The 21675-nt window shown below is 72.0% G+C and carries 18 protein-coding genes and 2 tRNA genes; 9 read left to right on the forward strand and 11 right to left on the reverse strand.

The annotated features are described in order from the left end of the window. Window positions 1-28 precede the first annotated feature (28 nt). The 4 genes from ACFFJB_RS06740 to ACFFJB_RS06755 all read right to left on the reverse strand — a co-directional run bounded on the left by ACFFJB_RS06740 (window position 29) and on the right by ACFFJB_RS06755 (window position 6029). The gene (locus ACFFJB_RS06740) at window positions 29-3724 is read right to left on the reverse strand and encodes a vitamin B12-dependent ribonucleotide reductase (RefSeq protein ID WP_376830488.1); all 3696 of its coding nucleotides are present in this window, start codon (window positions 3722-3724) and stop codon (window positions 29-31) included. Window positions 3725-4451: 727 nt separating this feature from the next. Beyond that, entirely contained in the window at window positions 4452-4859 is a 408-nt protein-coding gene (rnk, locus tag ACFFJB_RS06745; RefSeq protein ID WP_376830489.1) for a nucleoside diphosphate kinase regulator, read from the reverse strand. A 390-nt stretch (window positions 4860-5249) separates the two neighbouring features. Beyond that, window positions 5250-5326, reverse strand: a tRNA-Pro gene (locus tag ACFFJB_RS06750). A 172-nt stretch (window positions 5327-5498) separates the two neighbouring features. Then, window positions 5499-6029, reverse strand: coding sequence for an invasion associated locus B family protein (locus ACFFJB_RS06755; RefSeq protein ID WP_376830490.1), 531 nt, complete (start codon window positions 6027-6029; stop codon window positions 5499-5501). A gap of 324 nt (window positions 6030-6353) precedes the next feature. Here ACFFJB_RS06755 and ACFFJB_RS06760 point away from each other — a divergent pair, with 324 nt between their 5' ends. Both ACFFJB_RS06760 and ACFFJB_RS06765 read left to right on the forward strand, forming a co-directional pair. Continuing rightward, window positions 6354-6662: an ETC complex I subunit gene (locus ACFFJB_RS06760; protein ID WP_376830491.1), complete on the forward strand. Its 309-nt coding sequence runs from the start codon at window positions 6354-6356 to the stop codon at window positions 6660-6662. 218 nt (window positions 6663-6880) lie between these two features. Continuing rightward, window positions 6881-6957 (forward strand) — tRNA-Arg (locus ACFFJB_RS06765). Window positions 6958-7046: 89 nt separating this feature from the next. Here the strand turns inward: ACFFJB_RS06765 and ACFFJB_RS06770 are convergent. Together ACFFJB_RS06770 and ACFFJB_RS06775 are read right to left on the reverse strand one after the other, a co-directional pair. Next, entirely contained in the window at window positions 7047-7448 is a 402-nt protein-coding gene (locus ACFFJB_RS06770) for a hypothetical protein (RefSeq protein WP_376830492.1), read from the reverse strand. Between the two features lie 429 nt (window positions 7449-7877). After that, a complete protein-coding gene (locus tag ACFFJB_RS06775; protein ID WP_376830493.1) occupies window positions 7878-8354 on the reverse strand; it encodes a hypothetical protein in 477 nt (158 codons plus the stop codon). A gap of 202 nt (window positions 8355-8556) precedes the next feature. On the opposite strand from ACFFJB_RS06775, the gene ACFFJB_RS06780 reads away from it, so the two are divergent. The 3 genes from ACFFJB_RS06780 (at window position 8557) to ACFFJB_RS06790 (ending at window position 11658) form a co-directional block, all read left to right on the forward strand. Beyond that, window positions 8557-10332 carry an ArnT family glycosyltransferase gene (locus tag ACFFJB_RS06780; RefSeq protein ID WP_376830494.1) on the forward strand — a complete coding sequence of 592 codons (1776 nt, stop codon included), beginning with the start codon at window positions 8557-8559 and terminating at the stop codon, window positions 10330-10332. Between the two features lie 215 nt (window positions 10333-10547). After that, window positions 10548-11312 (forward strand): glycosyltransferase family 2 protein, encoded by a 765-nt coding sequence (locus ACFFJB_RS06785; RefSeq protein ID WP_376830495.1) that lies wholly within the window; start codon window positions 10548-10550, stop codon window positions 11310-11312. 13 nt (window positions 11313-11325) lie between these two features. After that, window positions 11326-11658: a lipid-A-disaccharide synthase N-terminal domain-containing protein gene (locus ACFFJB_RS06790; RefSeq protein WP_376830496.1), complete on the forward strand. Its 333-nt coding sequence runs from the start codon at window positions 11326-11328 to the stop codon at window positions 11656-11658. Between the two features lie 36 nt (window positions 11659-11694). Here ACFFJB_RS06790 and ACFFJB_RS06795 read toward each other — a convergent pair whose 3' ends face one another. Both ACFFJB_RS06795 and metC read right to left on the reverse strand, forming a co-directional pair. Then, a complete protein-coding gene (locus tag ACFFJB_RS06795; protein ID WP_376830497.1) occupies window positions 11695-12798 on the reverse strand; it encodes a DUF4424 family protein in 1104 nt (367 codons plus the stop codon). A gap of 33 nt (window positions 12799-12831) precedes the next feature. After that, a complete protein-coding gene (gene metC / locus ACFFJB_RS06800; protein ID WP_376830498.1) occupies window positions 12832-14025 on the reverse strand; it encodes a cystathionine beta-lyase in 1194 nt (397 codons plus the stop codon). A 275-nt stretch (window positions 14026-14300) separates the two neighbouring features. Here metC and ACFFJB_RS06805 point away from each other — a divergent pair, with 275 nt between their 5' ends. The 4 genes from ACFFJB_RS06805 to ACFFJB_RS06820 all read left to right on the forward strand — a co-directional run bounded on the left by ACFFJB_RS06805 (window position 14301) and on the right by ACFFJB_RS06820 (window position 18609). After that, complete coding sequence (locus ACFFJB_RS06805; RefSeq protein ID WP_376830499.1) at window positions 14301-15338, forward strand: amino acid ABC transporter substrate-binding protein; 1038 nt, start codon at window positions 14301-14303, stop codon at window positions 15336-15338. Window positions 15339-15525: 187 nt separating this feature from the next. Further along, on the forward strand, window positions 15526-16677 hold the full coding sequence (locus tag ACFFJB_RS06810) for an amino acid ABC transporter permease (protein ID WP_376830500.1): 1152 nt from the start codon (window positions 15526-15528) through the stop codon (window positions 16675-16677). A 16-nt stretch (window positions 16678-16693) separates the two neighbouring features. Continuing rightward, a complete protein-coding gene (locus tag ACFFJB_RS06815; RefSeq protein ID WP_376830501.1) occupies window positions 16694-17809 on the forward strand; it encodes an amino acid ABC transporter permease in 1116 nt (371 codons plus the stop codon). Window positions 17810-17889: 80 nt separating this feature from the next. Further along, a complete protein-coding gene (locus tag ACFFJB_RS06820) occupies window positions 17890-18609 on the forward strand; it encodes an amino acid ABC transporter ATP-binding protein (RefSeq protein ID WP_376832576.1) in 720 nt (239 codons plus the stop codon). A 175-nt stretch (window positions 18610-18784) separates the two neighbouring features. On the opposite strand, the gene sseA is transcribed toward ACFFJB_RS06820, so the two are convergent. From sseA to ACFFJB_RS06835, 3 genes are all read right to left on the reverse strand, one after another. Further along, on the reverse strand, window positions 18785-19633 hold the full coding sequence (gene sseA / locus ACFFJB_RS06825) for a 3-mercaptopyruvate sulfurtransferase (protein ID WP_376830502.1): 849 nt from the start codon (window positions 19631-19633) through the stop codon (window positions 18785-18787). A 77-nt stretch (window positions 19634-19710) separates the two neighbouring features. Continuing rightward, the gene (locus ACFFJB_RS06830; RefSeq protein ID WP_376830503.1) at window positions 19711-20457 is read right to left on the reverse strand and encodes a type IIL restriction-modification enzyme MmeI; all 747 of its coding nucleotides are present in this window, start codon (window positions 20455-20457) and stop codon (window positions 19711-19713) included. A 367-nt stretch (window positions 20458-20824) separates the two neighbouring features. After that, window positions 20825-21595 (reverse strand): VOC family protein, encoded by a 771-nt coding sequence (locus ACFFJB_RS06835; RefSeq protein WP_376830504.1) that lies wholly within the window; start codon window positions 21593-21595, stop codon window positions 20825-20827. Between the last annotated feature and the right edge of the window lie 80 nt (window positions 21596-21675).

A 21675-nucleotide genomic window follows, 5' to 3' on the forward strand; every position in this document is an offset into this window, starting at 1 on the left:
ATAGGCACGCCGGCCTTCCGGCATGCGGTCATGAACAGCCGGTGGTGCTTCCGCAGGTGTCGCACTTCAGGCAGGTGCCGTTGCGCACCAGGGTGAAGTTGCCGCACTCGCCGCAGGCGTCGCCCTGGTAGCCCTTCATCAGCGCTTCCTTGCGCCGGTCAAGCGACGCCGGCGCGGCCGCCGGACGCGACGCCGGAGCGTCCCCCTCATTGTCGTTCAGTTCCGGAAGCGGCTCCGCCTTCAGCGCCGTCGCCGCCTGGGCGCCGCCCGCCATCGCGACCGGCCCGCCGTCCGCGCCCGGGAAGGCCAGGAGATTGGTCGGCTGGCGCCCGCGCACGAAGCCTTTCGACACCAGGGGACGCGGCGCCGGCGCGCTCGCGGGCGCGTCGCCGTCCGGCTGGCGGCCCTGGGCCGAACCCTTGCCGATCACGTCGAAGCCGATTTCCGACGGATCCACATGGGCGAGGTCGTAGCGACCGAGATAGGAAATCGCCAGCTCGCGGAACACGTAGTCCAGAATCGAGGTGGCGTTCTTGATCGACTGGTTGCCCTGGACGATGCCCGCCGGCTCAAACCGCGTGAAGGTGAACGCGTCCACATACTCCTCGAGCGGCACGCCATACTGGAGGCCCAGCGAAATGGCGATGGCGAAGTTGTTCATCATCGCCCGGAAGGCGGCGCCTTCCTTGTGCATGTCGATGAAGATCTCGCCGAGGCGCCCGTCCTCATACTCGCCGGTGCGCACATACACCTTGTGCCCGCCGACGATGGCCTTCTGCGTGTAACCCTTGCGCCGCTCCGGCAGCTTCTCGCGCTCGCGCACCCGCTGCACGCGCTCCACCACCTTCTCGACGATGCGCTCGGTCACCTGCGCCGCGCGCGCCGCCGCCGGCTGCGCCGCCAGCGCCTCCACCGCCTCGTCGACGTCCTCTTCGTCGTCGGCGATCAGCGCCGCGTTCAGCGGCTGCGACAGCTTCGATCCGTCGCGATACAGCGCGTTCGCCTTCAGTCCCAGGCGCCAGGAGAGCATGTAGGCGCTGGAGCAGTCCTCGACCGTCGCCTCGTTCGGCATGTTGATGGTCTTGGAGATGGCGCCGGAGATGAACGGCTGCGCCGCCGCCATCATGCGGATGTGGCTCTCCACCGACAGGTAGCGCCTGCCGATGCGCCCGCACGGACTGGCGCAGTCAAAGACGTGGTAGTGCTCCGGCTTCAGGTGCGGCGCGCCCTCGAGGGTCATGGCGCCGCACACGTGGATGTTGGCCGCCTCGATCTCCTTGCGGCTGAAGCCCAGGAACGGCAGCAGCTCGAAGGACGGATCGTCCAGCTTCTCCGCCGGCGCCTTCAGCGGCCCGGTGAGCAGCGCGTCGCCCAGCGTCCAGCGGTTGAACACGAACTTGATGTCGAAGGCGCCGGGCAGGGCCTTCTCCACCGCGGCGATGGCCTCGTCGGTGAAGCCCTTCGCCTTCAGCGTGGCGTGATTGATGGCCGGCGCCTGGGCCAGCGAGCCATGGCCGAGGGCATAGGCCTCGATCTCGGCGATCTGCGCCTCGCTGTAGCCCAGACGGCGCAGCGCGTGCGGCACCGCCCGGTTGATGATCTTGAAATAGCCGCCGCCCGCCAGCTTCTTGAACTTAACCAGGGCGAAGTCCGGCTCGATGCCGGTGGTGTCGCAGTCCATCACCAGGCCGATGGTGCCGGTGGGGGCGATCACCGTGGCCTGGGCGTTGCGGTAGCCATGGGCTTCGCCAAGGCGCAGCGTCTCGTCCCAGGCGCGGCGGGCCGCCTCCACGAGGCGCGCGTCCGGGCAGCTTCCGGCGTCGAGCGCCACCGGCGTCACCGAAAGCCCCTCATAGCCGGAGCTCTCGCCCCAGGCGGCGCGGCGGTGGTTGCGGATCACACGCAGCATGTGCTGCGCGTTGCGGGCGTAGCCGGGGAACGGGCCGAGCTCCTTCGCCATCTCCGCCGAGGTGGCGTAGGCCGTGCCGGTCATGATGGCGGTGAGGGCGGCGATCAGCGCGCGCCCCTCGCGGCTGTCATAGCCGAGGGCCATGGTCATCAGCAGGCCGCCGACATTGGCGTAGCCAAGGCCCAGCGTGCGGAACTCGTAGGACAGCCGCGCGATCTCCCGCGACGGGAACTGGGCCATCATCACCGAGATCTCGAGCACGATGGTCCACAGGCGGCAGGCGTGGATGAAGCTGTCCACGTCCATGCGCTGCGTCTGGCGGTCGTAGAACTGCAGCAGGTTCAGCGACGCCAGGTTGCAGGCCGTGTCGTCCAGGAACATGTACTCCGAGCACGGGTTGGAGGCGCGGATGCGGCCGTCCGCCGGGCACGTGTGCCAGTCGTTCATGGTGGTGTTGAAGTGCAGGCCCGGATCGGCGCACGCCCATGCGGCGTAGCTGATCTTTTCCCACAGCTCGCGGGCGGGCAGCGTCTTCTTCACCCGGCCGTCGCGATAGACCAGCGACCACTGGCCGCCGTTCTCCACCGCGCGCAGGAATTCGTCGGTCACCGACACCGAATTGTTGGAGTTCTGCCCGGAGACGGTGAGATAGGCCTCGCTGTCCCAGTCGGTGTCATAGACGTCGAAGTTGATGTCCCGGTAGCCCTGGCGGGCGTACTGGATGACGCGCCTGAGGTAACTGTCCGGCACCATGGCGCGGCGGGCGAGGCGCAGCTCCCGCTTCAGCACCGGGTTGCGCTCGGGATCGAAGCAGGCGTCGCCTTCGCCCTCGCAGTTGACGCAGGCCTTCATCACGGCCTTCAGGTGCTTGCGGACGATCTTCGAGCCGGTGACCAGCGCGGCCACCTTCTGCTCCTCCTTCACCTTCCAGTCGATGTAGGCCTCGATGTCGGGGTGGTCGACGTCCACCACCACCATCTTGGCGGCGCGCCGGGTGGTCCCGCCCGACTTGATGGCCCCCGCGGCGCGGTCGCCGATCTTCAGGAACGACATCAGGCCGGAGGAGCGGCCGCCGCCGGACAGGCGCTCGCCGTCTCCGCGCAGGTTGGAGAAATTGGAGCCGGTGCCGGAGCCATATTTGAACAGGCGCGCCTCGCGCACCCACAGGTCCATGATGCCGCCCTCGTTCACCAGGTCGTCGGCGACGGACTGGATGAAGCAGGCGTGCGGCTGCGGGTGCTCATAGGCCGACTCAGAGGCCTTCAGCTCGCCGGTGCGGTAGTCGACGTAATAGTGGCCCTGGCCGGGGCCGTCGATGCCATAGGCCCAGTGCAGGCCGGTGTTGAACCACTGCGGCGAGTTGGGCGCGGCCATCTGCCTGGCGAGCATGTAGCGCAGCTCGTCGTAGAAGGCGCGGGCGTCGGCCTCGGTGGTGAAATAGCCGCCTTTCCAGCCCCAGTAGGTCCAGCAGCCGGCGAGCCGGTCAAACACCTCGCGGGCGGAGGTTTCCGAACGGGTGCGCTGGTCCGCGGGCAGGGCGGCGAGGGCCTCCTCGTCGGGCACGGAGCGCCACAGCCACGAGGGCACGCCTTCTTCCTCGACGCGCTTCAGCGCCACGGACACGCCGGCCTTGCGGAAATATTTCTGGGCCAGCACGTCGGCGGCCACCTGGCTCCACTCCTCGGGGACCTCCATGTCCTCGAGACGGAACACGACGGAGCCGTCCGGATTGCGGATTTCGCTGGTCGTCCTGCGGAACGCGATCGCATCCCAGACCGACTTGCCTTCAGAGGTGTAGCGCCGTTCGATCCGCATGGAAGTCTCCGTCGCCGTCCCCGCGGGGACGGTTCTGCCGTTGGATGCATGCCAGGGCGCAGCCGCATGGACACATGAGGTCATGCGCGCGCCGTGGCGAAACTCGGGTGGAGCGCCGGCGCGGGCGCCGCCCGTCCGCCATGCGGCGCGGCGACCTCGTTCCGGCGTTCAGGACGCTAGACCACTTCCCGCCGTCCCGCAATCGGGGATGCTATATGTAGGGGCTGAATGGCGGATTAACCCCATAAATAGTAGCTGCGCCGCCTTTTCGCGGGGCGCGGGCCCTTGACGGCCCAACCCCATGGCGCGCGCCGGAAATCCGCCGCGCCGGGCTGGTTGCGCACAGGGCGCGGCGCTTCTCCCGCCGCCCGCGCGGTGTGGAAAGCGGGGACGGTCCGGCCTTCTTTCCACCGCCGCGGAAAAGCCGGGGGCGGGCGAACGGGCGGGAGGCCGCGCGGGCGGGAAAACGCGCCGGACGCCGGCGCCATCACAAGTGCGCGAACCCGGCCGCGGCGGGGGCGCGCCGCCGGGGTCATGCAGCGGGAAAGATCCGCCGGACGGGAAGCGCGGCGCTGATTCGCGCCGGCGCGCCGCGACGCCGGCGGCGGCTGGCCGCGCGCCGGTCCGGCGAAAGGCGGGAACAACGGCAGGGGTCCGCCGGCGCCGGCGGGGCGGGCGCGCCGGCGCCAAGGGCCTCCGCCCCGGGGCATGCGCCTGCCGGCACGCGTCAGGCTTCCGGCGGCGTCACCGCCTTCACCGTCAGCTCGTGGGTGACGCCGTCGCGGCCGGTCCAGCGGATCGACTGGCCGGGGCTGAGGCCGATCAGCGCCGCGCCGATGGGGGTGAGAATGGAGATGCGTCCCGCCTCGATGTCCGCGTCGCCGGGATAGACCAGCTTCACCGTGCGCTCGGCGCCGTGCGCCTCGTAGACCACGGTGGAGCCCATGCGCACGCGGTTGGCGGGAATGGCGTCGTCCTTCACCACTTTCGCGCGGTCAAGCTCCTGCAGGAGCGCCTCGGAGACGTCGGGCATGCGGTCGGCCGCGGCTTCGGCGAGCAGGGTGAGCCGCTTGTGGTCATCGGCGCTGATGACGAGCGCCGGCAAACGGGAGCGGGTGCTGCTGAGTCTGATCATGGGTCGGGCCTTCGGTCCGGCGCGCGGTCGCAGTCCGGAGATTGCAATGAAAGGGAGTGTCGCTGGCGCGCCCGGAAGGAAAAAGGATGGATTGCCTGAAGGCTCAAGGCGCGGCCCCGACGTCCGGGGCGCGCGCAGACGGACGTCGGGCTAGTATCCCGCTATGGGGCAGCTGGATCGCGGATGTCCCGCCATTTCAGAAACGTGACGCATGCCTGAAAGATGTTTATGGCGGGGGGCGAAGTCAAGGACGGGCAGCAGCGCCCGCGCGCGCGGCCGGATACTGGCGGGACCGGACGGCATGACCCGGGATGTCTTTGCGCCCCGCGGCGTCATGCCGGGCGGGGCGGCCCGCCGCCAGCCGCAGGACGGCCCGCAGATGCGGGATAATGGTCGGGGCAGCAGGATTTGAACCTGCGACCCTCTGCTCCCAAAGCAGATGCGCTACCAGGCTGCGCCATGCCCCGACGCGTCAAAGCTCTTGCTGGATACGGGCTTGCGCCGTCCGGCGCAAGTCCCCCTCCCGGCGTATCCGGAAGAATTGCAGGCCGCGCCGCCCGCGGCCGCGCTCCGCCGGCCGCCAGGGCTTCACGCGGCGCGCCGTCACGCGCCGCGCCGGCCCGCACGGCGCCCAAGGGCTTATTTCACCAGCGCGGCCGCCCGTTCGAGCGCGTCGCCGAAGCCCTGCAGCGAGGCGGTGATGGTCACCGGCTTTTCGCTGTCGGCGGCGATCACATTGACCTTCAGCTGCTTGCCCTTGCGCATGGCGGCGATCTGGTTCTGGTCGAGCGTGAGCGGCGCGACGCAGCCGGCCGGCAGGCAGGTGCGGATCGGAACCGTCGCCTGCGGCTTGCCGTCGTCGATCTGCAGGGAGGCGCCCTTCGCCAGCAGCAGGCCGAAGGGCAGGGCGAGCACGCCCTCCGCGCCCTTCGCCGCCGGGCTGAAGCTGATGCTCATCACCCGCTGCACGGCGGCGCTGTCCTTCACCTTCTGGCCTACCTGCTGGGAGATGGCGCAGACCTTGCGCTGTTCGGCGACGGCGCAGTTCACCACCCAGTCGCCGTGGGTTTCCCGCAGGGACGAGGCGCCGCCCGGAAACGCCGGTCCGTCCTGGGCCAGGGCGGGCGCGGCGGCGAGCAGCGCGACGGACAGGATGCCTTTTCGAATCATGTTATTGTTCCTGGTGAATGATGCGAATTGACGCAATGGCGGCAGGAAAAGCGCTGGGATGTGCCTCCGTATTAATATGGGCCCGGGGCGCGCTCAATGTAAAATGGCGCGCCTGGGCCGGAATTCCTTTATTGGAGACTTCGCGCTCACCCGCCGTTCCTGGCCCTCCGCTGCGGGGGCGCCGTTTCCGGGCCGCCGTCCGCGGCGCGGCGGCGGCGGGGCCCGCCGCGCCGCGCGCGATTGTCTTTCCACGGCCGGAATGTTAACCCCATGCCGGTGCGGGACGAAGGCGTCCCGCGTGGACCAGTTTCAGGACAGGTTGGAATGACCGCGCGTATCCTGCAACCCGCCCGCAACGTCATGCAGTCCGGCAAGGCGAAGTCGCGGCGGTGGCTTCTGGCGTTTGATCCGGCGTCGCCCCGCGAGGTGGAGCCGCTGATGGGCTGGACCAGCTCCGCCGACACCCGCCAGCAGCTGCGCCTGTGGTTCGACACCAGGGAGGAGGCGGTCGCTTTCGCCGAGCGAAACGGCATTCCTTACCGGGTGGAGGAGCCGCGGCCGTCGCGTCCCCGTCGCCACGTGTCCTACTCCGACAATTTCCGCCCGGACCGCCTCGCGCCTTGGACGCACTGAGCCGGGGAGAAATGGCGCGGCGCCGGGCCTGGCCATGCCTCCGCGCCGGTCCGGCGGTTGCGCCGGCGCGCGTCGCCGGCTAGACCGTCACGGCTCCGCGCGGCCGGCGCCCGTCGTCCCCGGCCCGCGGGCGTTCCCCATGCGGGCGCCCCGCCGGGGAGCGCGGAGACGGCCGCCGCGCGGACGCCTCGCGGCGGCCGTCTCCGCGCCGGCATTGGGGCCCCGTAGCTCAGCTGGATAGAGCGTCGACCTTCTAAGTCGAATGTCGCAGGTTCGAATCCTGCCGGGGTCGCCACATCTGCGCCCGCAACGCCGTCATGACGCCGGCCGGGAGCGCGTCCCGGCCGTTCCTGCCCGCGCGGGCGCCGCCGCAGGCGGGGGCGCTCAGCGCCTCCTGCCCTGGTGGGCGGCGCGCTCCTGGTCCATCACCGAGCGCACGATGGCGGCGTACTGCGCGCGCGCCTGCGCCTCGGTCAGCTCGCCGCGCTGGATTTTCCCGGCGAGCGCGATGTTCTGCTCCAGCAGGTAGCGGGAGATGCGCTGCTCCTCCGGCGGCGCGTAAGGAATGATGTAGCGCTCGCGCACCGCGGCCTTGCACTTCGTCGACTCAACGAGACTGGCCGACGTCTGCTCGCAGCGCGCCAGCTCGACGCGGGCGATCTCCGCGTCCCTGGCCTGCGCCGCCTTTCTCTGCTCCGGAGGCAGCGCGGCGACGTTGCGTCCGCCCGTCGACTGGCAGGCGGCCAGCAGGACGATCGCTGTCAGCGTGGCGACTGGTCTGTACATGGGGAACCTCGCAGTTCGGGAATAACGCGCGATGAAACCGGCGGCCGCGACCGGAGGCCGCCGCGCCCCGCGCCAACGCGCGGCGGGCCGCCCCGGCCGGGAGGATGACCGTAACGGCAAATCCTTGCCCAAAAACCTTGCCCAAGAGTTTCCCCTCCGAAGAGTTCTCTCTCCAGAGGGTTTCCTGTCAAAAGACTTTCCTGCCCAAAGGGTTTCACGTCGCGCGGGCGGCCGCCAGGCAACGCATCTCCGTCCGTCTGGCGCGACAGGCCGGGCATGTCCACGCAAACCGTGGCCCAGGACGCACGACCGGCCGCCTGTTTCATGGCCGTCAATGCGCGCCGTTCCCCTGCGTTCCCGGCGGAAACACGCAGGCAGGACGGAACGTTTCCTCCACAATTGCCGCCGGCGGCCTGCGCCCCTGGCCCGTCAGGTGGGCGGCGTCGGGTCACGGCGCACAGCCTCCACCGCCTCCTTCAACAGGCGCCGCGCCGCCTCCGCCTGGCGCAGGATGCGCTCCCGCTCGGCCGGATCCGCCGTCTGCCCCGCGCTGGCCAGCAGCGGCCGCACGCTCAGGTTGACCCGCCGGGTCAGGAACGCGTCGAGCATGCCGGGCCCGTACAGCTCCACCAGATGGCACAGGCAGTCCTCCAGCCCGGCGCGCATCACCAGCACCTCGGCGTCCGCGCGCTCCGTCTCCTCCGGCGCCGGCCCCGCGCCGGCGGGCGGCGGGGCGTCGTCCTCCGGCGCCAGGTCACGCCGCGACATCGCCGCCGCCAGTTCGCGCAGCGTCATGGTGGGCTGCGCGTCCGCGCGCGCAGGCCGCCGGGCCGCTTCGGCGCGTTTGCGGCGGCCGGCCTTGCGCTGCGCGTGGTCGTCGTTCACATCGCCGGGCTGCTGGGTCACGAAAACACTCCTGCCCGACGCTCGCCGCAACGGCGCGCGCCAGGCGCGATCCTGCGCCACATGGCGGGGAAGCGTCAAATGCGCCGGGCCGGCCCGTCGCTTTCTGGCGCTGGAAACGCGCCGGCGGAGGGGGTAAAGCCTGGCGGCGCGGCGTCGCCGCCAGGCCGCCGCGCCAGCTCACGCACGACCGGAAGCAGGACCCATGCCGCACGCTGACCGCCAGACCATCGCCGCGCCGGCCGCCGACGCGACGCTCCCGGAGGGCGACTGCGGCGCGCGCGCCGTCTTCGCCTGGTTCGCGGCCTCCCATGCGCGGGCGCTGGCCGGACTCGTCGCGCTGGCGCTTGCGCTGTTCCTGCCGGGCTTCTGCAGCCTCCAGCCCATGGACCGCGACGAGCCGCGCTTCGCCCAGGCCACGAAACAGATGCTGGAGAGCGGCGATTACGTCGCCATCCGCTTCCAGGACGAGGCGCGCAACAAGAAGCCGGTGGGCGTCTACTGGCTGCAGGCCGGCGCGGTGAAGCTGGCGGAGGCCGCGGGCGTTCCCGACGCGCGCGCCGCGATCGCCGTTTACCGCCTGCCGTCGCTGCTCGGCGCCGTCGCCGCGGTGCTGCTGGCCTACTGGGCGCTGCTGGCCATGGGCGGACGGCTGGTCGCCGTCGCCGGGGCGGCGCTGTTCGCGGCCACGGCGCTGCTGTCGGTGGAGGCGCGCCTCGCCAAGACCGACGCCGTGCTCACCGCATGCTGCGTCGTCATGATGGGCGCTCTGGCGCGGGCCTGGCTGGCCCGCGGGCGCGGGCCGGAGGCGGTCGGGCGCGGCGTGTGGCTGGCGTTCTGGGGGGCGCTGGCGCTTTCCTTCCTGGTGAAGGGGCCGGTGGGGCTGATGCTGGTCGCCCTGCCGGCGGCGGCGCTCAGCCTGCGGGCGCGCTCGCTGCGCTGGCTGGGGGCGCTGCGGCCGCTGCCGGGTCTGGTCCTCGCCCTCATCGTCGTGGCGCCCTGGTTCATCGCCATCGCCATCGAGACGAAGGGCGCCTTTTTCGTCGAGGCGGTCGGCAAGGACATGCTCGGCAAGGTCAGCTCGGGCCAGGAGAAGCACTGGGGCCCGCCAGGCGCCTATTTCCTCGCCTTTTTCGGCACGGCCTGGCCGCTGGCGCCTTTCGCCGCCATCGCCGCCCAGACGCTGTGGCGCGAGCGGCGCGACGACGTGGTCGCCTTCGTCATGGCGTGGGTGATTCCGGCCTGGCTGGTGTTTGAGGCCGTGCCCACCAAGCTGCCGCATTACGTGCTGCCGCTCTATCCGGCCATCGCGCTGCTGGCCGCGCGGGCGCTGGTCCGCGGCGAGCTGGCCCCGGCGGCGCGCTGGGGCGCGCGCCCGGCCATGCTGCTGCTGCCGCTCATTCCCGTGGCCGGGCTGGCGTTGCTGCCCGCCGCCGGTCACGCGCTGGACGGCGCGACGCCGTGGCTGGCGGTCGCCGGGCTCGCCGTGGCCGCGGCGCTGTCCGTGCTGGCGTGGCGCGCCTACGCCGCCGGTCTCGCCTGGCGCACGGCGCTGCTGGCGCTGGTCACGGCCGTGGCGTTCATGGCGTCGACGCTGGGGGCGATGCTGCCGCAGATGCAGGGGCTGCGGATCTCGCCGCGTCTGGCGGCGGCGATGCATGAGGCGGCGGAGCGCACGGGCTGCCGCGACATGAAGGCGCTCACCGCCGGCTATCGCGAGCCGAGCCTTGTGTTCCTCACCCGCACCGATCTGGTGATGGCGGACGGGCGCGCCGCCGCCGACTGGATCCGCCAGGGCGACTGCCGGGTGGCGTTTCTCACCGCCCCGGAGGAGAAGGTCTTCCTGGACAGGCTGGCGCAGGAGGGGGCGGCGCGGCCGCAGGAGATCGCCCGGGTGCGCGGCTTCAATCTCAACGGCGGCAAGCGGCTGGACATCGGCGTGTGGGCGCGTGGCCGCGGCGCGGCCGGCGCCGGCGGATGAGCCGCGACGGCGATGCGCGATTGCCGCGCGCGCCGGCGCCTGATATGTGCCCGGTCAGGACATGACCCTGACGCGCGGCCTGGCGGACGCAGGAGCCGGCCAGGGCGTCGCGGGCCTTCCGGAGCGTCGGGGCGGGGGAGGGCGACGCCGCCGGGGAGGCCCGCGCATGACGCGCAAGGCCCCGCGAGGGGCGCAAGAACCGGAAAGCCTTGCCCTTGACCGAAGCACACGCCCAGGAAACTGCCCGGGACGCCGCCGCGCCGGCGATCGCCGTCATCGTTCCGGTGAAGAACGAGGCCGGGAACATCGCGCCGCTGCTGGCCGAGATTGAGGCCGCCTGCCGGCCGCTCGGACCGTTCGAGGTGATCTACGTCGACGACGGCTCCACCGACGCCACGCCCGAGAGGCTGGCGCAGATGGCGCAGGGGCGCCCGTGGCTGCGCCGGCTGCGTCACGCCGAGTCGCGCGGCCAGAGCGCCGCGGTGCGCAGCGGCGTGCTCGCCGCCCGCGCGCCGGTGGTGGTCACCATCGACGGCGACGGCCAGAACGATCCGGCGTTCATTCCGGTGCTGGTGGAGAAGCTGCGCGCCGGCGCGCCGCGCGTCGGCCTGGTGGCCGGCCAGCGCATCGGGCGCAAGGACACCGGCTTCAAGCGCCTGCAGTCGCGCATCGCCAACCGCGTGCGCGGCGCCATCCTGCGCGACGGCACGCGCGACACCGGCTGCGGCCTCAAGGCCCTGCCGCGCGAGGTTTACCTGAGCCTGCCCTATTTCGACGCCCTGCACCGCTTCATGCCGGCGCTGGTGCGGCGGGAAGGCTATGAAGTGGCCCATGTCGACGTGGTCGACCGGCCGCGCATGGCGGGCGTCTCCAAATACGGCTTTTTTGACCGCCTGTGGGTGGGCCTCATGGATCTCGCCGGCGTGTGGTGGCTGGTGCGCCGCCGCAAGTCGCCGCCGCAGGTCGAGGAACTGCGCTGAAGGAGGCGCGCCGATGCTGATCCAGCTCTCCCATGACATTGGCGGCTATCTTTACGACGTGTTCGTGGCCCGCGCCGACCTGTGGCTGGCGCTGGGCCTGTTCGGCCAGGCGCTGTTCGCCATGCGCTTCGTGGTGCAGTGGCTGGCCAGCGAGCGCGCCGGACGCAGCGTGGTGCCGGTGGCGTTCTGGTTCTTTTCCATCGGCGGCGGCGTCATCACCCTGGTGTACGGGCTCTACAGGCGCGAGCCGGTGATCATCCTCGGCCAGGCGCTCAGCGTGCTCATCTACGTCCGCAACCTGATGCTGATCCGCCGCAGCGGCCAGCGCGAGAGCGAGAGCGCCTGAGCCGGCGCGCGCCGCCGGCCCGCCGCTCTCCGGCCGTCACTCCGCGCCGGCGGCGTCGGCGTCCGCCTCGTCCGGGGGCGCGCCGTCGCTGGCCACGTGGCCGGGCGCCAGAAACATCACCTCCAGCAGGCCGTCCACGGGGGCGTTCTCCCGCCGCGCCCGCCACTGCGCCGGGCCGGCGGGCTCCAGTCCCGGCAGGCAGCTGGCGGCGACAAAGCCGCTGTCGCCGCCGTCGATGGTCACGGTGAACACGTCGGCCGGCCCGGCCCAGGCCGGTCCCGCCAGCAGCTGCAGGCGCAGGGTCTGCTCGCGCATCCAGTCGCGGCCGGGGCCGTTGCGCCGGGCGGCGTCGGCAACGGTCTTCGCCGCGGCGCCGGCGCAGTGGCGCGCGTGGCGCGGGGCGGTTTCCCCGGCCGGCGGCAGCGGCCGCGCCGCGGCGGCGGCCGAGACGCGGTGCCGCCACGCGATCACCGTCTCCCGGCCGGCCGGAAAGGCCTGGGGCCAGTACCAGACGCTCCTGAGCAGCCAGCGCGGGCGCACCTCCAGCCGGTCGCCGGCCTGCTCCATGTCGACGAGACCGGCGACGTAGAGATCGTTCACGGCGGAGGGCTTCAGCTCCTGGAGCGCCTTCCATGTGGCGCTGGCCGCCGGCTGGGCGGGAATCTGGAAGTCCTCCAGCAGGTGGGTGCGCTCCGGGCCGGCGCCGTAGGCCTGGTGCGCGCCGAGCGGCGTCACCGGACGGCCGTCCACCGTGGCGCTGAAATCCATGAAATTCAGCGATTCCGACGCCGGAACCGCCGTGTAGCCGAAGCGGGGCGCGCTGGCGTCGAGATCGGGCGCGGCGAAGGCGGCGATGGCCCCCAGGTCGCGCCCGGCCTCGTTGCGGAACACGTAACGGCCGCGCACCTCGGTCGGGGTGACGACAATGTCCGCCTCCGCCAGCCGCACCTGCGGCGGGCGGGTGACGAACAGCGTGCGCATCGGCAGGCCGATGCGCGCCTCGCCTGCGGGGTCGTCTGCGGCGGCGGGCGCGGCCAGCGCCAGCGGCGCCGTCGCGGCCAGCGCCGCCAGCGAGGTTCTGGCGCGGACGCGCCGGCGGGCGCGGCGGCTGCGCGGGCGGAGGACGGCGACGGACATCATGGCGGGCCTCCCGGCTGGCGGCTGCGGCGGGGCCTACAGCCCGGCGACTTCGCGGAAGCGGGCGAAGCCGCGCTCAAGGTCGGCGGTGAGGTCGTCAATGTCCTCCAGCCCCACCTGGAAGCGCAGGGTCGGTCCGCCCGGATTCCACGTGGTGGCGGTGCGGTAGGAGGCGCAGTTGAACGGAATCACCAGGCTCTCGAAACCGCCCCAGGAATAGCCGAGGCCGAACAGCGCCAGCTCGTCCAGCATGGCGTCGACGGCCGCGTCAGGGGCCGGCTGCAGCACGACGCTGAACAGGCCGCTGGAGCCGAGGAAGTCGCGCTTCCAGATGGCGTGGTCCGGGTGGCTCTCCAGCGCCGGATGCAGCACCGCCTTCACCTCGGGCCGTTTCTCCAGCCAGCGGGCGAGGGCGAGGCCCTGGCGCTCCGCCTCGCGCAGGCGCAGCTCCATGGTGCGCAGGCCGCGCAGGGCGAGGAAGCAGTCCTCCGGCCCGGCGCACATGGCGAAGGCCTCGGCCGTGCGCCGCAGCGCCGGCAGCGCCCGCTCATTGGCCGAGACGAGGCCGAGCAGCAGGTCCGAATGCCCGCCGAGATATTTGGTGCCCGCCTCGATGGCGAGATCGACGCCGCGCGCGTGCGGCGGGAAAAACAGCGGCGTCGCCCAGGTGTTGTCCATCAGCACCAGCGCGCCGGCGGCGTGGGCGGCGGCGGCGATGGCGGGCACGTCCTGCACCTCGAAGCTCTGCGAGCCGGGCGCCTCCACCAGCACCGCCGTGGTGTTGGGGCGGACCAGCCCGGCGATGTCGCCGCCGAGGCGCGGGTCATAATAGGTGGTCTCCACGCCCATGCGCGCCAGCACCGTGTCGCAGAAGCGGCGGGTGGGGCGGTAGGCGGAGTCGGTCACGAGAATGTGGTCGCCGGCCTTCACGCAGGACATCAGCGCCAGGGTGATGGCGGCGAGCCCGGACGGCGTGAGGCAGGTTCCCGCCGCGCCGCACAGCTCGCTCCACGCCCGCTCCAGCGCCTCGGTGGTGGGCGTGCCGTGGGTGCCGTAAGTGAAGCGCGCGTCGCCGCGGCGCAGCGTCGCCGCATCCGGGGCCAGCACCGTGGAGCCGCGGTAAACGGGGGTGTTGACGAAGCCGAACTGTTCCTCAGGATTGCGTCCGCCCAGAACCAGGCGGGTGCGGCTGGACAGCCGGCGGTACGCGTCTTCGTCCAGTTTGCGCATGGGGTCCTTTCCCTACACGCCCCGCGCGGACATGCCGCGCCCGCGGGGCTGCCAGACCGGTGTGGAGCCGCGGCCGCCGGGCCGTCAACCCCCAATCCGGTACAGGAAGCGGGCATGGCGACGCCAATTTGGGGTTGACCTTCCGGTCCGCCCCGCCTTGTCATTCCTGACGGTCCTGACCTGCCGGGCGGGCCACGCCCGGCGCGACCGCACCCCCCGCGCCGGCCGGCGGCCGGCGGGGGCGCGCCCCACAGCAGCAATGGAGGACATCGCGGATGAAACGGGCGACTGGACGGCTGGCGATTGCCTGCGCGCTCACCCTGGCCTTTGGAAGCCTGATGGCCCTGGCGACGCCGGCGGCGGCGGGCCTGCTTGACCAGGTGCGGCAGCGCGGACAGCTGCTGTGCGGCGCCAACCCCGGCCTCGCCGGCTTCGGCGTGCCCGATGACAGCGGCCGCTGGACCGGGTTCGACGTCGACTACTGCCGCGCCATCGCCGCGGCGATTTTCGGCGATCCGGAGAAGGTGAAGTTCGTTCCGCTGGTGGCCAAGGACCGCTTCACCGCCCTGCAGACGGGCGAGATCGACGTGCTGGTGCGCAACACCACCTGGACCATGGCGCGCGACACCGCCCTCGGCGCCACCTTCGCCGCCATCAATTTCTACGACGGCCAGGGCTTCATGACGCGCCGGAGCCTCGGCCTCAAGTCGGCGCTGGAGCTCAACGGCGCCTCGATCTGCGTGCAGCAGGGCACCACCCACGAGCTCAACCTCGCCGACTATTTCCGCAGCCACGACATGAAGTACGAGATCGTCTCCTTCGGCAGCGCCGCCGAGACGATCCGCGCCTATGACGCTGGCCGCTGCGACGCCTTCACCAGCGACAGCTCCGCCCTCTACGCCGAGCGCCTGCGCCTGACCAGCCCGGACGACCATGTGGTGTTGCCGGAGATCATCTCGCGCGAACCCTTCGGCCTCGCCGTGCGCAAGGGCGACCCGCAGTGGTTTGACGTGGTGCGCTGGGTGGGCTTTGGCCTCGTGGCGGCGGAGGACGCCGGCGTCACCCAGGCCAACGCCGTGGAGAAGGCGCAATCGTCCGATCCCGAGCTGCGCCGCATGCTCGGAACCGAGGGCCGCATGGGCGAGGCCATGGGGCTGCGGCCGGACTGGCTGTTGCAGGCGGTGAAGGCTGTCGGCAACTATGGCGAGATCTATGACCGCCATTTCGGCAAGGCTTCGCGCCTGCAGATTCCCCGCGGCCTCAACCGGCTGTGGAGGGACGGCGGCCTCATGTACGCGCCGCCGATCCGCTGACCGGCGCGACCGTTGCGCAGCGCCGGCCGTGACCGGGCGGCGCGCGCCGCCCCCTGATCCTGGCCGGCGCGGGCCCGGCCGGCGGCGCGGCGGGCGACAGGGAGCCTTTTCCGGGAGGAGAGCGATGACGCCACCACAGCGGCGCGCAGCAGTTTCCGGTCCGCGCGCGCGGCCACGCGCCGGCGGCTTGGCCGGCGATCCGGCGCTGCGGTCGTTTTTCTGGCAGGCGTTGCTGGTGCTGGCCGTCGCCGGCCTCGTGGTCTGGGCGGGACGCAACGTCGCCGCCAACCTGCGCGCCTCCAGCATCACCTACGGCTTCGACTTCCTCGGCGCGCCGGCCAATTTCGACATCACCGGCTCGCTGCTGCCGTTCCGCGCCGGCGACACCTACGCCATGGCGCTGCTCGCCGGCTTCGGCAACACCTTGGCCGCGGCTGCGCTGGCCATCGTGCTGGCCACGGCGCTGGGCTTCGTGGTGGGTGTGGCGCGCCTTTCCTCCAACGCGCTGCTGGCCGGCTGCGCAGGGGCCTATGTGGAGCTGCTGCGCAACACGCCTCTGCTGCTGCAGCTGCTGGTCTGGTACAACCTGGCGCTCAAGCCGCTGCCCGGGCCGCGCCAGTCCATCGCGCTGCCCGGCGGGCTGCTGCTCAACAACCGCGGGCTGTACCTGCCGTGGCCGGCGGATTCGCCGGCCTGGCGCGCCCTCGCCGTCGCCGTGGCGGCCAGCGTCGCGGCGGGGCTGGTGGCGCTGTGGCGCCGCCGGCGCCGGCGTCTGGCGGGCGGTCTTTCGGGCGCGGCCTGGCTGGCCGCGGCGGCGCTGCCGGCGGCGGTGGGCGCGGTCGCCGTCGTCACAGGCGCCGTCTCCGGCGGCCTGCCGGTGAGCTGGCCGCAGCTGCGCGGCTTCAACGTGTCCGGCGGGGTGACGCTGCTGCCCGAATTCGTGGCGCTCACCATGGGCCTTGCGGTCTACACCTCGGCCTTCATCGCCGAGATCGTTCGCGCCGGCGTGCAGGGCGTCAGCCGCGGCCAGCGCGAGGCGGGCCGGGCGCTGGGCCTCACGGAATGGCAGATCCTGCGGCTGGTCGTGCTTCCGCAGGCGCTGCGCATCATCATCCCGCCGCTCACCGGACAGTATCTCAACCTCACCAAGAACTCCTCCCTCGCCGTGGCCATCGGTTACCCCGATCTGGTGCTGGTGGGCGCAGGGCCGGTGCTGCAGAACACCGGCCAGGCGCTGGAAGTGATTTCGCTGATCATGCTGGTCTACCTCTCCCTGTCCCTGCTCACAGCCGCGCTGATGAACTGGTGGAACGCCCGCATGGCGCTGGTGGAGCGGTGAAGGAGGGCCATCACCCATGAGCGCGATCCAGGGCATGGCCGCCGGGCCGGCGCGGGGCGCGCGCCTCGCGCAGACGCTGCGGGGCCTCGTCTCCTCGCCGCTGAACCTGGCGCTGACGCTGCTGGCGCTGGCGCTGGCGTGGACGCTGGCGCTGCCGGCGGTGAACTTCCTCCTCGTCGACGCGGTGTGGAGCGGCGCGGACCGCGACGCCTGCCTGGCGACCCGCCCGGGCGAAACCGTCGGCGCCTGCTGGCCGTTCATCTTCCGCCGCATCGGCTATTTCGTTTACGGCCAGTATCCGGCGGCGGAGCGCTGGCGTCCGGACCTGGCGATGGCGCTGTGCGCGCTCAACCTGGCGTGGGCGCTGCATCCGCGGGCGCCGTGGCGCGGGGCGGCGCTGGCCACGTTCGTGCTGCCGTTTCCGGTCGTGGCCTGGATCCTGCTTTACGGTCCGGGCTTTTCGGGACTGGAGACCGTGCCGACGCACCTGTGGGGCGGGGTGCTGGTGACGCTGGTCATCTCCTTTGTGGGGATCATTTTTTCGCTGCCGGCCGGGATATTGCTGGCGCTCGGGCGGCGCTCGTCCATGCCGGCGGTGCGGGCGGCGGCGATCGTGTTCATCGAGGTGATGCGCGGCGTGCCGCTGATTGCGGTGCTGTTCATGGCCAACCGCATGCTGCCGCTGTTCCTGCCGCCGGGCGTGCTGCCGGATCCGCTGCTGCGGGTGATGGCGGGCGTTTGCCTGTTCGCCGCGGCGGGCATGGCGGAGGTGATCCGCGGCGGCCTCCAGGCGCTGCCGCGGGGACAGTATGAGGCGGCGGCCGCGCTGGGCCTCGGCTACTGGCGCGCCCATGTCTACGTCATCCTGCCCCAGGCGCTGCGGCTGGTGCTGCCGGGTGTCGTCAACACCTTCATCAGCCTGCTCAAGGACACCACCCTGGTGACCGTGGTGGGCATATTCGACCTGCTGACCGCCATCGACGTCAGCGCCCGCGACGTCGCCTGGGCGACGCCGGTGACAGCGGTCACCGGCTACGCCTTCGCCGCCCTGTTCTATTTCGCGTGCTGTTACGCCATGTCGCGCTACGCCGCGGCCATGGAACGACGCCTCGCCGCCGGGAGACGCTCATGAACGCCGCCGCGCGCAACGGTCACCCCCTGCCGCCGCCTCCCGGGACGCCCGCGCGCCTGGAGAACGACGTCGCCATCCTGATGCGCGGCGTGGGCAAGTGGTACGGCGACTTCCACGTGCTGCGCGACGTCAACCTCACGGTGGCGCGGGGCGAGCGGGTGGTGATCTGCGGCCCGTCCGGGTCGGGCAAGTCGACGCTGATCCGCTGCATCAACCGTCTGGAGGAGCACCAGTGCGGCGAGATCATCGTCGACGGCGTGACGCTCACCAGCGACCTGCGGGCTGTCGAGCGGGTGCGGCGCGACGTGGGCATGGTGTTCCAGCAGTTCAACCTGTTTCCGCATCTGACGGTGATGGAGAACTGCGTGCTGGCGCCGATGCGGGCGCGCGGTCTCAGCCGCCGCGAGGCCGAGGCCCAGGCGATGGCGCTGCTGGAGCGCGTGCGGATTCCCGATCAGGCGGACAAGTATCCGGGGCAGCTGTCCGGCGGGCAGCAGCAGCGCGTGGCCATCGCCCGCGCCCTGTGCATGAACCCGCGCATCATGCTGTTCGACGAGCCGACGTCGGCGCTGGATCCGGAGATGGTGAAGGAAGTGCTGGACGTCATGGTGGAGCTGGCGGGCGACGGCATGACCATGGTGTGCGTGACCCACGAGATGGGCTTCGCCCGCCGCATCGCCGACCGGGTGATTTTCATGGACGGCGGGCGGATTGTCGAACAGGCCGATCCGGAGACGTTTTTCTCCAGCCCCCGGCACGAGCGCACGCGGGCTTTTCTCGGCAAGGTCCTGGGGCACTGACGCGGGCGCGGCCGGAGCCGCGGCGCCGTGCGCGCGGGAGGCCTTGCGCGCGCGCCCGCCGAACCGCGGCCCCGGCCCGCGAACGGGCCATGGCGCGCCCGCAGTTCCCCGGCCGTCACGCCGGGCCTGACCCCGGGGGGCACGGCGCGCCCCGGCTGCGCCGGCCGGCGGCCGCTTACGCCGGCCCGGTGACCACGGGCGCGTCGGGCAGGGCGCCCCATTCGCTCCAGGAGCCGTCGTAAAGGCGCGGCAGCGGCGCGCCCAGCTCGTAAAGCGCCAGCGCCACCGTCGCCGCGGTGACGCCCGAGCCGCAGGTCGTCACCGCCGGCGCCGACAGGTCCACTCCGGCCTCGGCGAACGCCCGCCGCAGCGCGTCGGCCGGCTTCAGCGCGCCGTCCGCCACCAGCGAGCCCGCCGGCACGTTGCGCGCGCCCGGCATGTGGCCGCTGGCGAGGCCGGGGCGCGGCTCCGGGGCCGCGCCGGTGAACCGCTCCGCCGGACGCGCGTCGATGATCTGGCGGCCGCCGCCGGCGATCCAGCCGCGCATGTCGCCGGCGGTGGCGACGGCGTCGGGCAGGGGGCGGGCGCGGAACGTCGCCGGCGCCGGACGCGCCGGCCCGGATTCCAGCGGCCGGCCCTCCGCCCGCCACTTCGGCAGGCCGCCGGCGAGAATGTGGACCCGCTGCGCGCCCATCACCCTGAGCATCCACCACACCCGCGGCGCCGAAAACAGCCCGGCCGAATCATAGACCACGATGGTCCGGTCCTCCGACAGTCCGAGCGCGCCCGCGGCGGAGGCGAAAAGCTCCGGCGGGGGCAGCATGTGCGGCAGGGGTGAGGCGGGATCGCGGACCTCGTCGATGTCGAGCCGCACGGCGCCGGGAATGTGGCCGGCGAGAAATTCGGCGGCGGCGTCGCGGCCGGAGCCGGGCATGTGCCAGCTGCCGTCCACCACCGCCGGCGGAGCCGCGCCGGCGAGCTGTTCCGCGAGCCATCCGGTGCTGACAAAAACGGCGCCTGACATGCGTCTTCTCCCTGTTGCGGGCGGTGAGCCTGCGCAATAGAGGGCTCCGCGGCGCCGATGTCAAAGCGCCGGCCGCCTCACACCAGGATGCGGCCGCCCCGGTCGCGGGCGCGCAGGTCGAGGCAGGGCGCGAAGCGCTCGCCCGCCCGGGGCGGCGCCGGGCGCCGGCGCGCTCCGGCGGCGGAACGGTCCAGCAGGTAGCGCGTCAGCGCGTCGTCGCCGGGCTCCGGGGCGACCCGCATTTCCGCCGCCAGCAGCCGGGGATTGCTCCACACCAGCCGCAGCCGCCGCTGGATTTCCGGCAGGCGCAGGTCCTCCATGAAAATGCGGTGGCGGCCGCCGTCGGGAAAGGGCGCGTAACCGGTCCCGGCGCCGGAGAAATCGGCGTAAAGCTCGATGACCCGGCCGATGTCGAGAATGATCAGGAAAGGCGGCGGCTCGGGGAGGGCGCGGGCGTAGTGCTCGGCCTGCATGCGGGCCGCGGTCATGGCCCGGCGCCAGGCGAGGGCGCCGCGCAGCGTCGGATCGCGCCTGCCGGCCTGGTCGCGCCAGCGGGCGAGGGTCGACTGCTTGGTCTCCAGCACGAAGCAGCCGCGCTTGAACAGGTCGATGCGGCCGAGTCGCTGGCGCCCGTTGAGGGCGCCGAAGCTGACGAGTTTTTCGAAGACGTAATGGTTGTCGCTGTCGTCTTCGCGCGCGAAGTCAGGCGCCGGCAGCGCAAGCGCCTCGCAGAGCCGGATGATGAACAGCTGGCCGTTGGCCAGTTCACCGGAAATGACGCCTTTCGCTTCTTCAACGAGCTGGTCGATCGTTGTCCGCCGCATTGCGCTTCACTCCATCTGCAGATATTCCTGAAGAATTTTGCGCAGAATCCAGCAAGAGTCCATGAATCAACGGAAAATATGAAAGTAGATATATTTATCTATAACGCCAGACTTGCCGCTGCCCTAGCGTTATTTGCCGTCGGGGCGCGGGCGTCAGTGGACCGGGCGCGCCGACGCCGCGCGACGATCCGGCGTTCGCAGGGTCCGCGTCCGCAAGGCCGGCGGGCGCGACGGCCGCGGGCGCCGGCAGGCGGAGCAGGCGCGATGCAGGCGGCGGGGAGGGCGCGAGGCGGGCAGGACGGGAGGCGGGAAAGGGCGCGGCAGGCGGCGGCGCCGGAAGGGCCGCCGGCTTGGCCCGCGCCGGCGCTCACACCGTAACGAAGCGCACGCCGCACATGCGGAAGCCGTCGCCGTCGGCCGGGTAGCCGCGTTCGGCCGCGCGCCGCGCCACGCCCTGCGGGTCGGCGGTCTCCACCACGACGGCGCGCAGGCTCTCGCGCGTTCCCGCCGGCGCGGGCGCGAAGCGGATGTTGATCATGTCCACGTCGATGCGGCCGCCGTCGCCCTCCGGCCGGTAATCCTTCTCCACCAGCCGGGCCCAGTGGCGGCCGAGACCGTGCGGGTCCGGGCTTTCGACGATGATCTCGCGGATTCCCCGCGTCACGTCGGTGCAGATGGCCTCCCGCCAGCCGTCGCCGCCGGCCGGATAGTAGGGCCCCATCGGATCGGCCTCTCCGGGGGTGTGGTCAAATTCGATCATGGTCGCCCGGCACTGGCGCGGGTGCAGCTGAACGGCGGTGAAGCCGCCGTCGGAGATGGCGTGGGCGGTGGGCACGCCCATGGCCGCTGCGTGGGCTCCGCGCCGCTCCGGGTCGCTGCAGTTGAATATCGCCATGTAGCCGCCGACGCCGCCGGTGCGCTCCATGAACCGGCCTGCCGCGGTGTTCTCCCTGAACGGCGCCACCACCTCGATGAAGGCGAGGCCGAACGGGAACAGCGCGTTGTGCAGGCCGTATTTCGCCACGTGCGGATCCTGGTATGCGAGGCGCACGCCGAACACGTGCCGGATGTCGTCGATGGCCCGCCCGAGGTCGTCGGTGGCGAGCGCGATCTGGCGCAGACGGAAATAGTCGCTCACGGCGTTTCTCCCGGAGTGTCCCCCGCGTCGGGGCTGCTGTCGTTGCGGGCGCCAGTATGCCGGCGCGCGTCCGCGCGCGC

Source organism: Camelimonas abortus (assembly GCF_042432745.1).
Classification (GTDB): Bacteria; Pseudomonadota; Alphaproteobacteria; order Rhizobiales; family Beijerinckiaceae; genus Camelimonas; species Camelimonas abortus.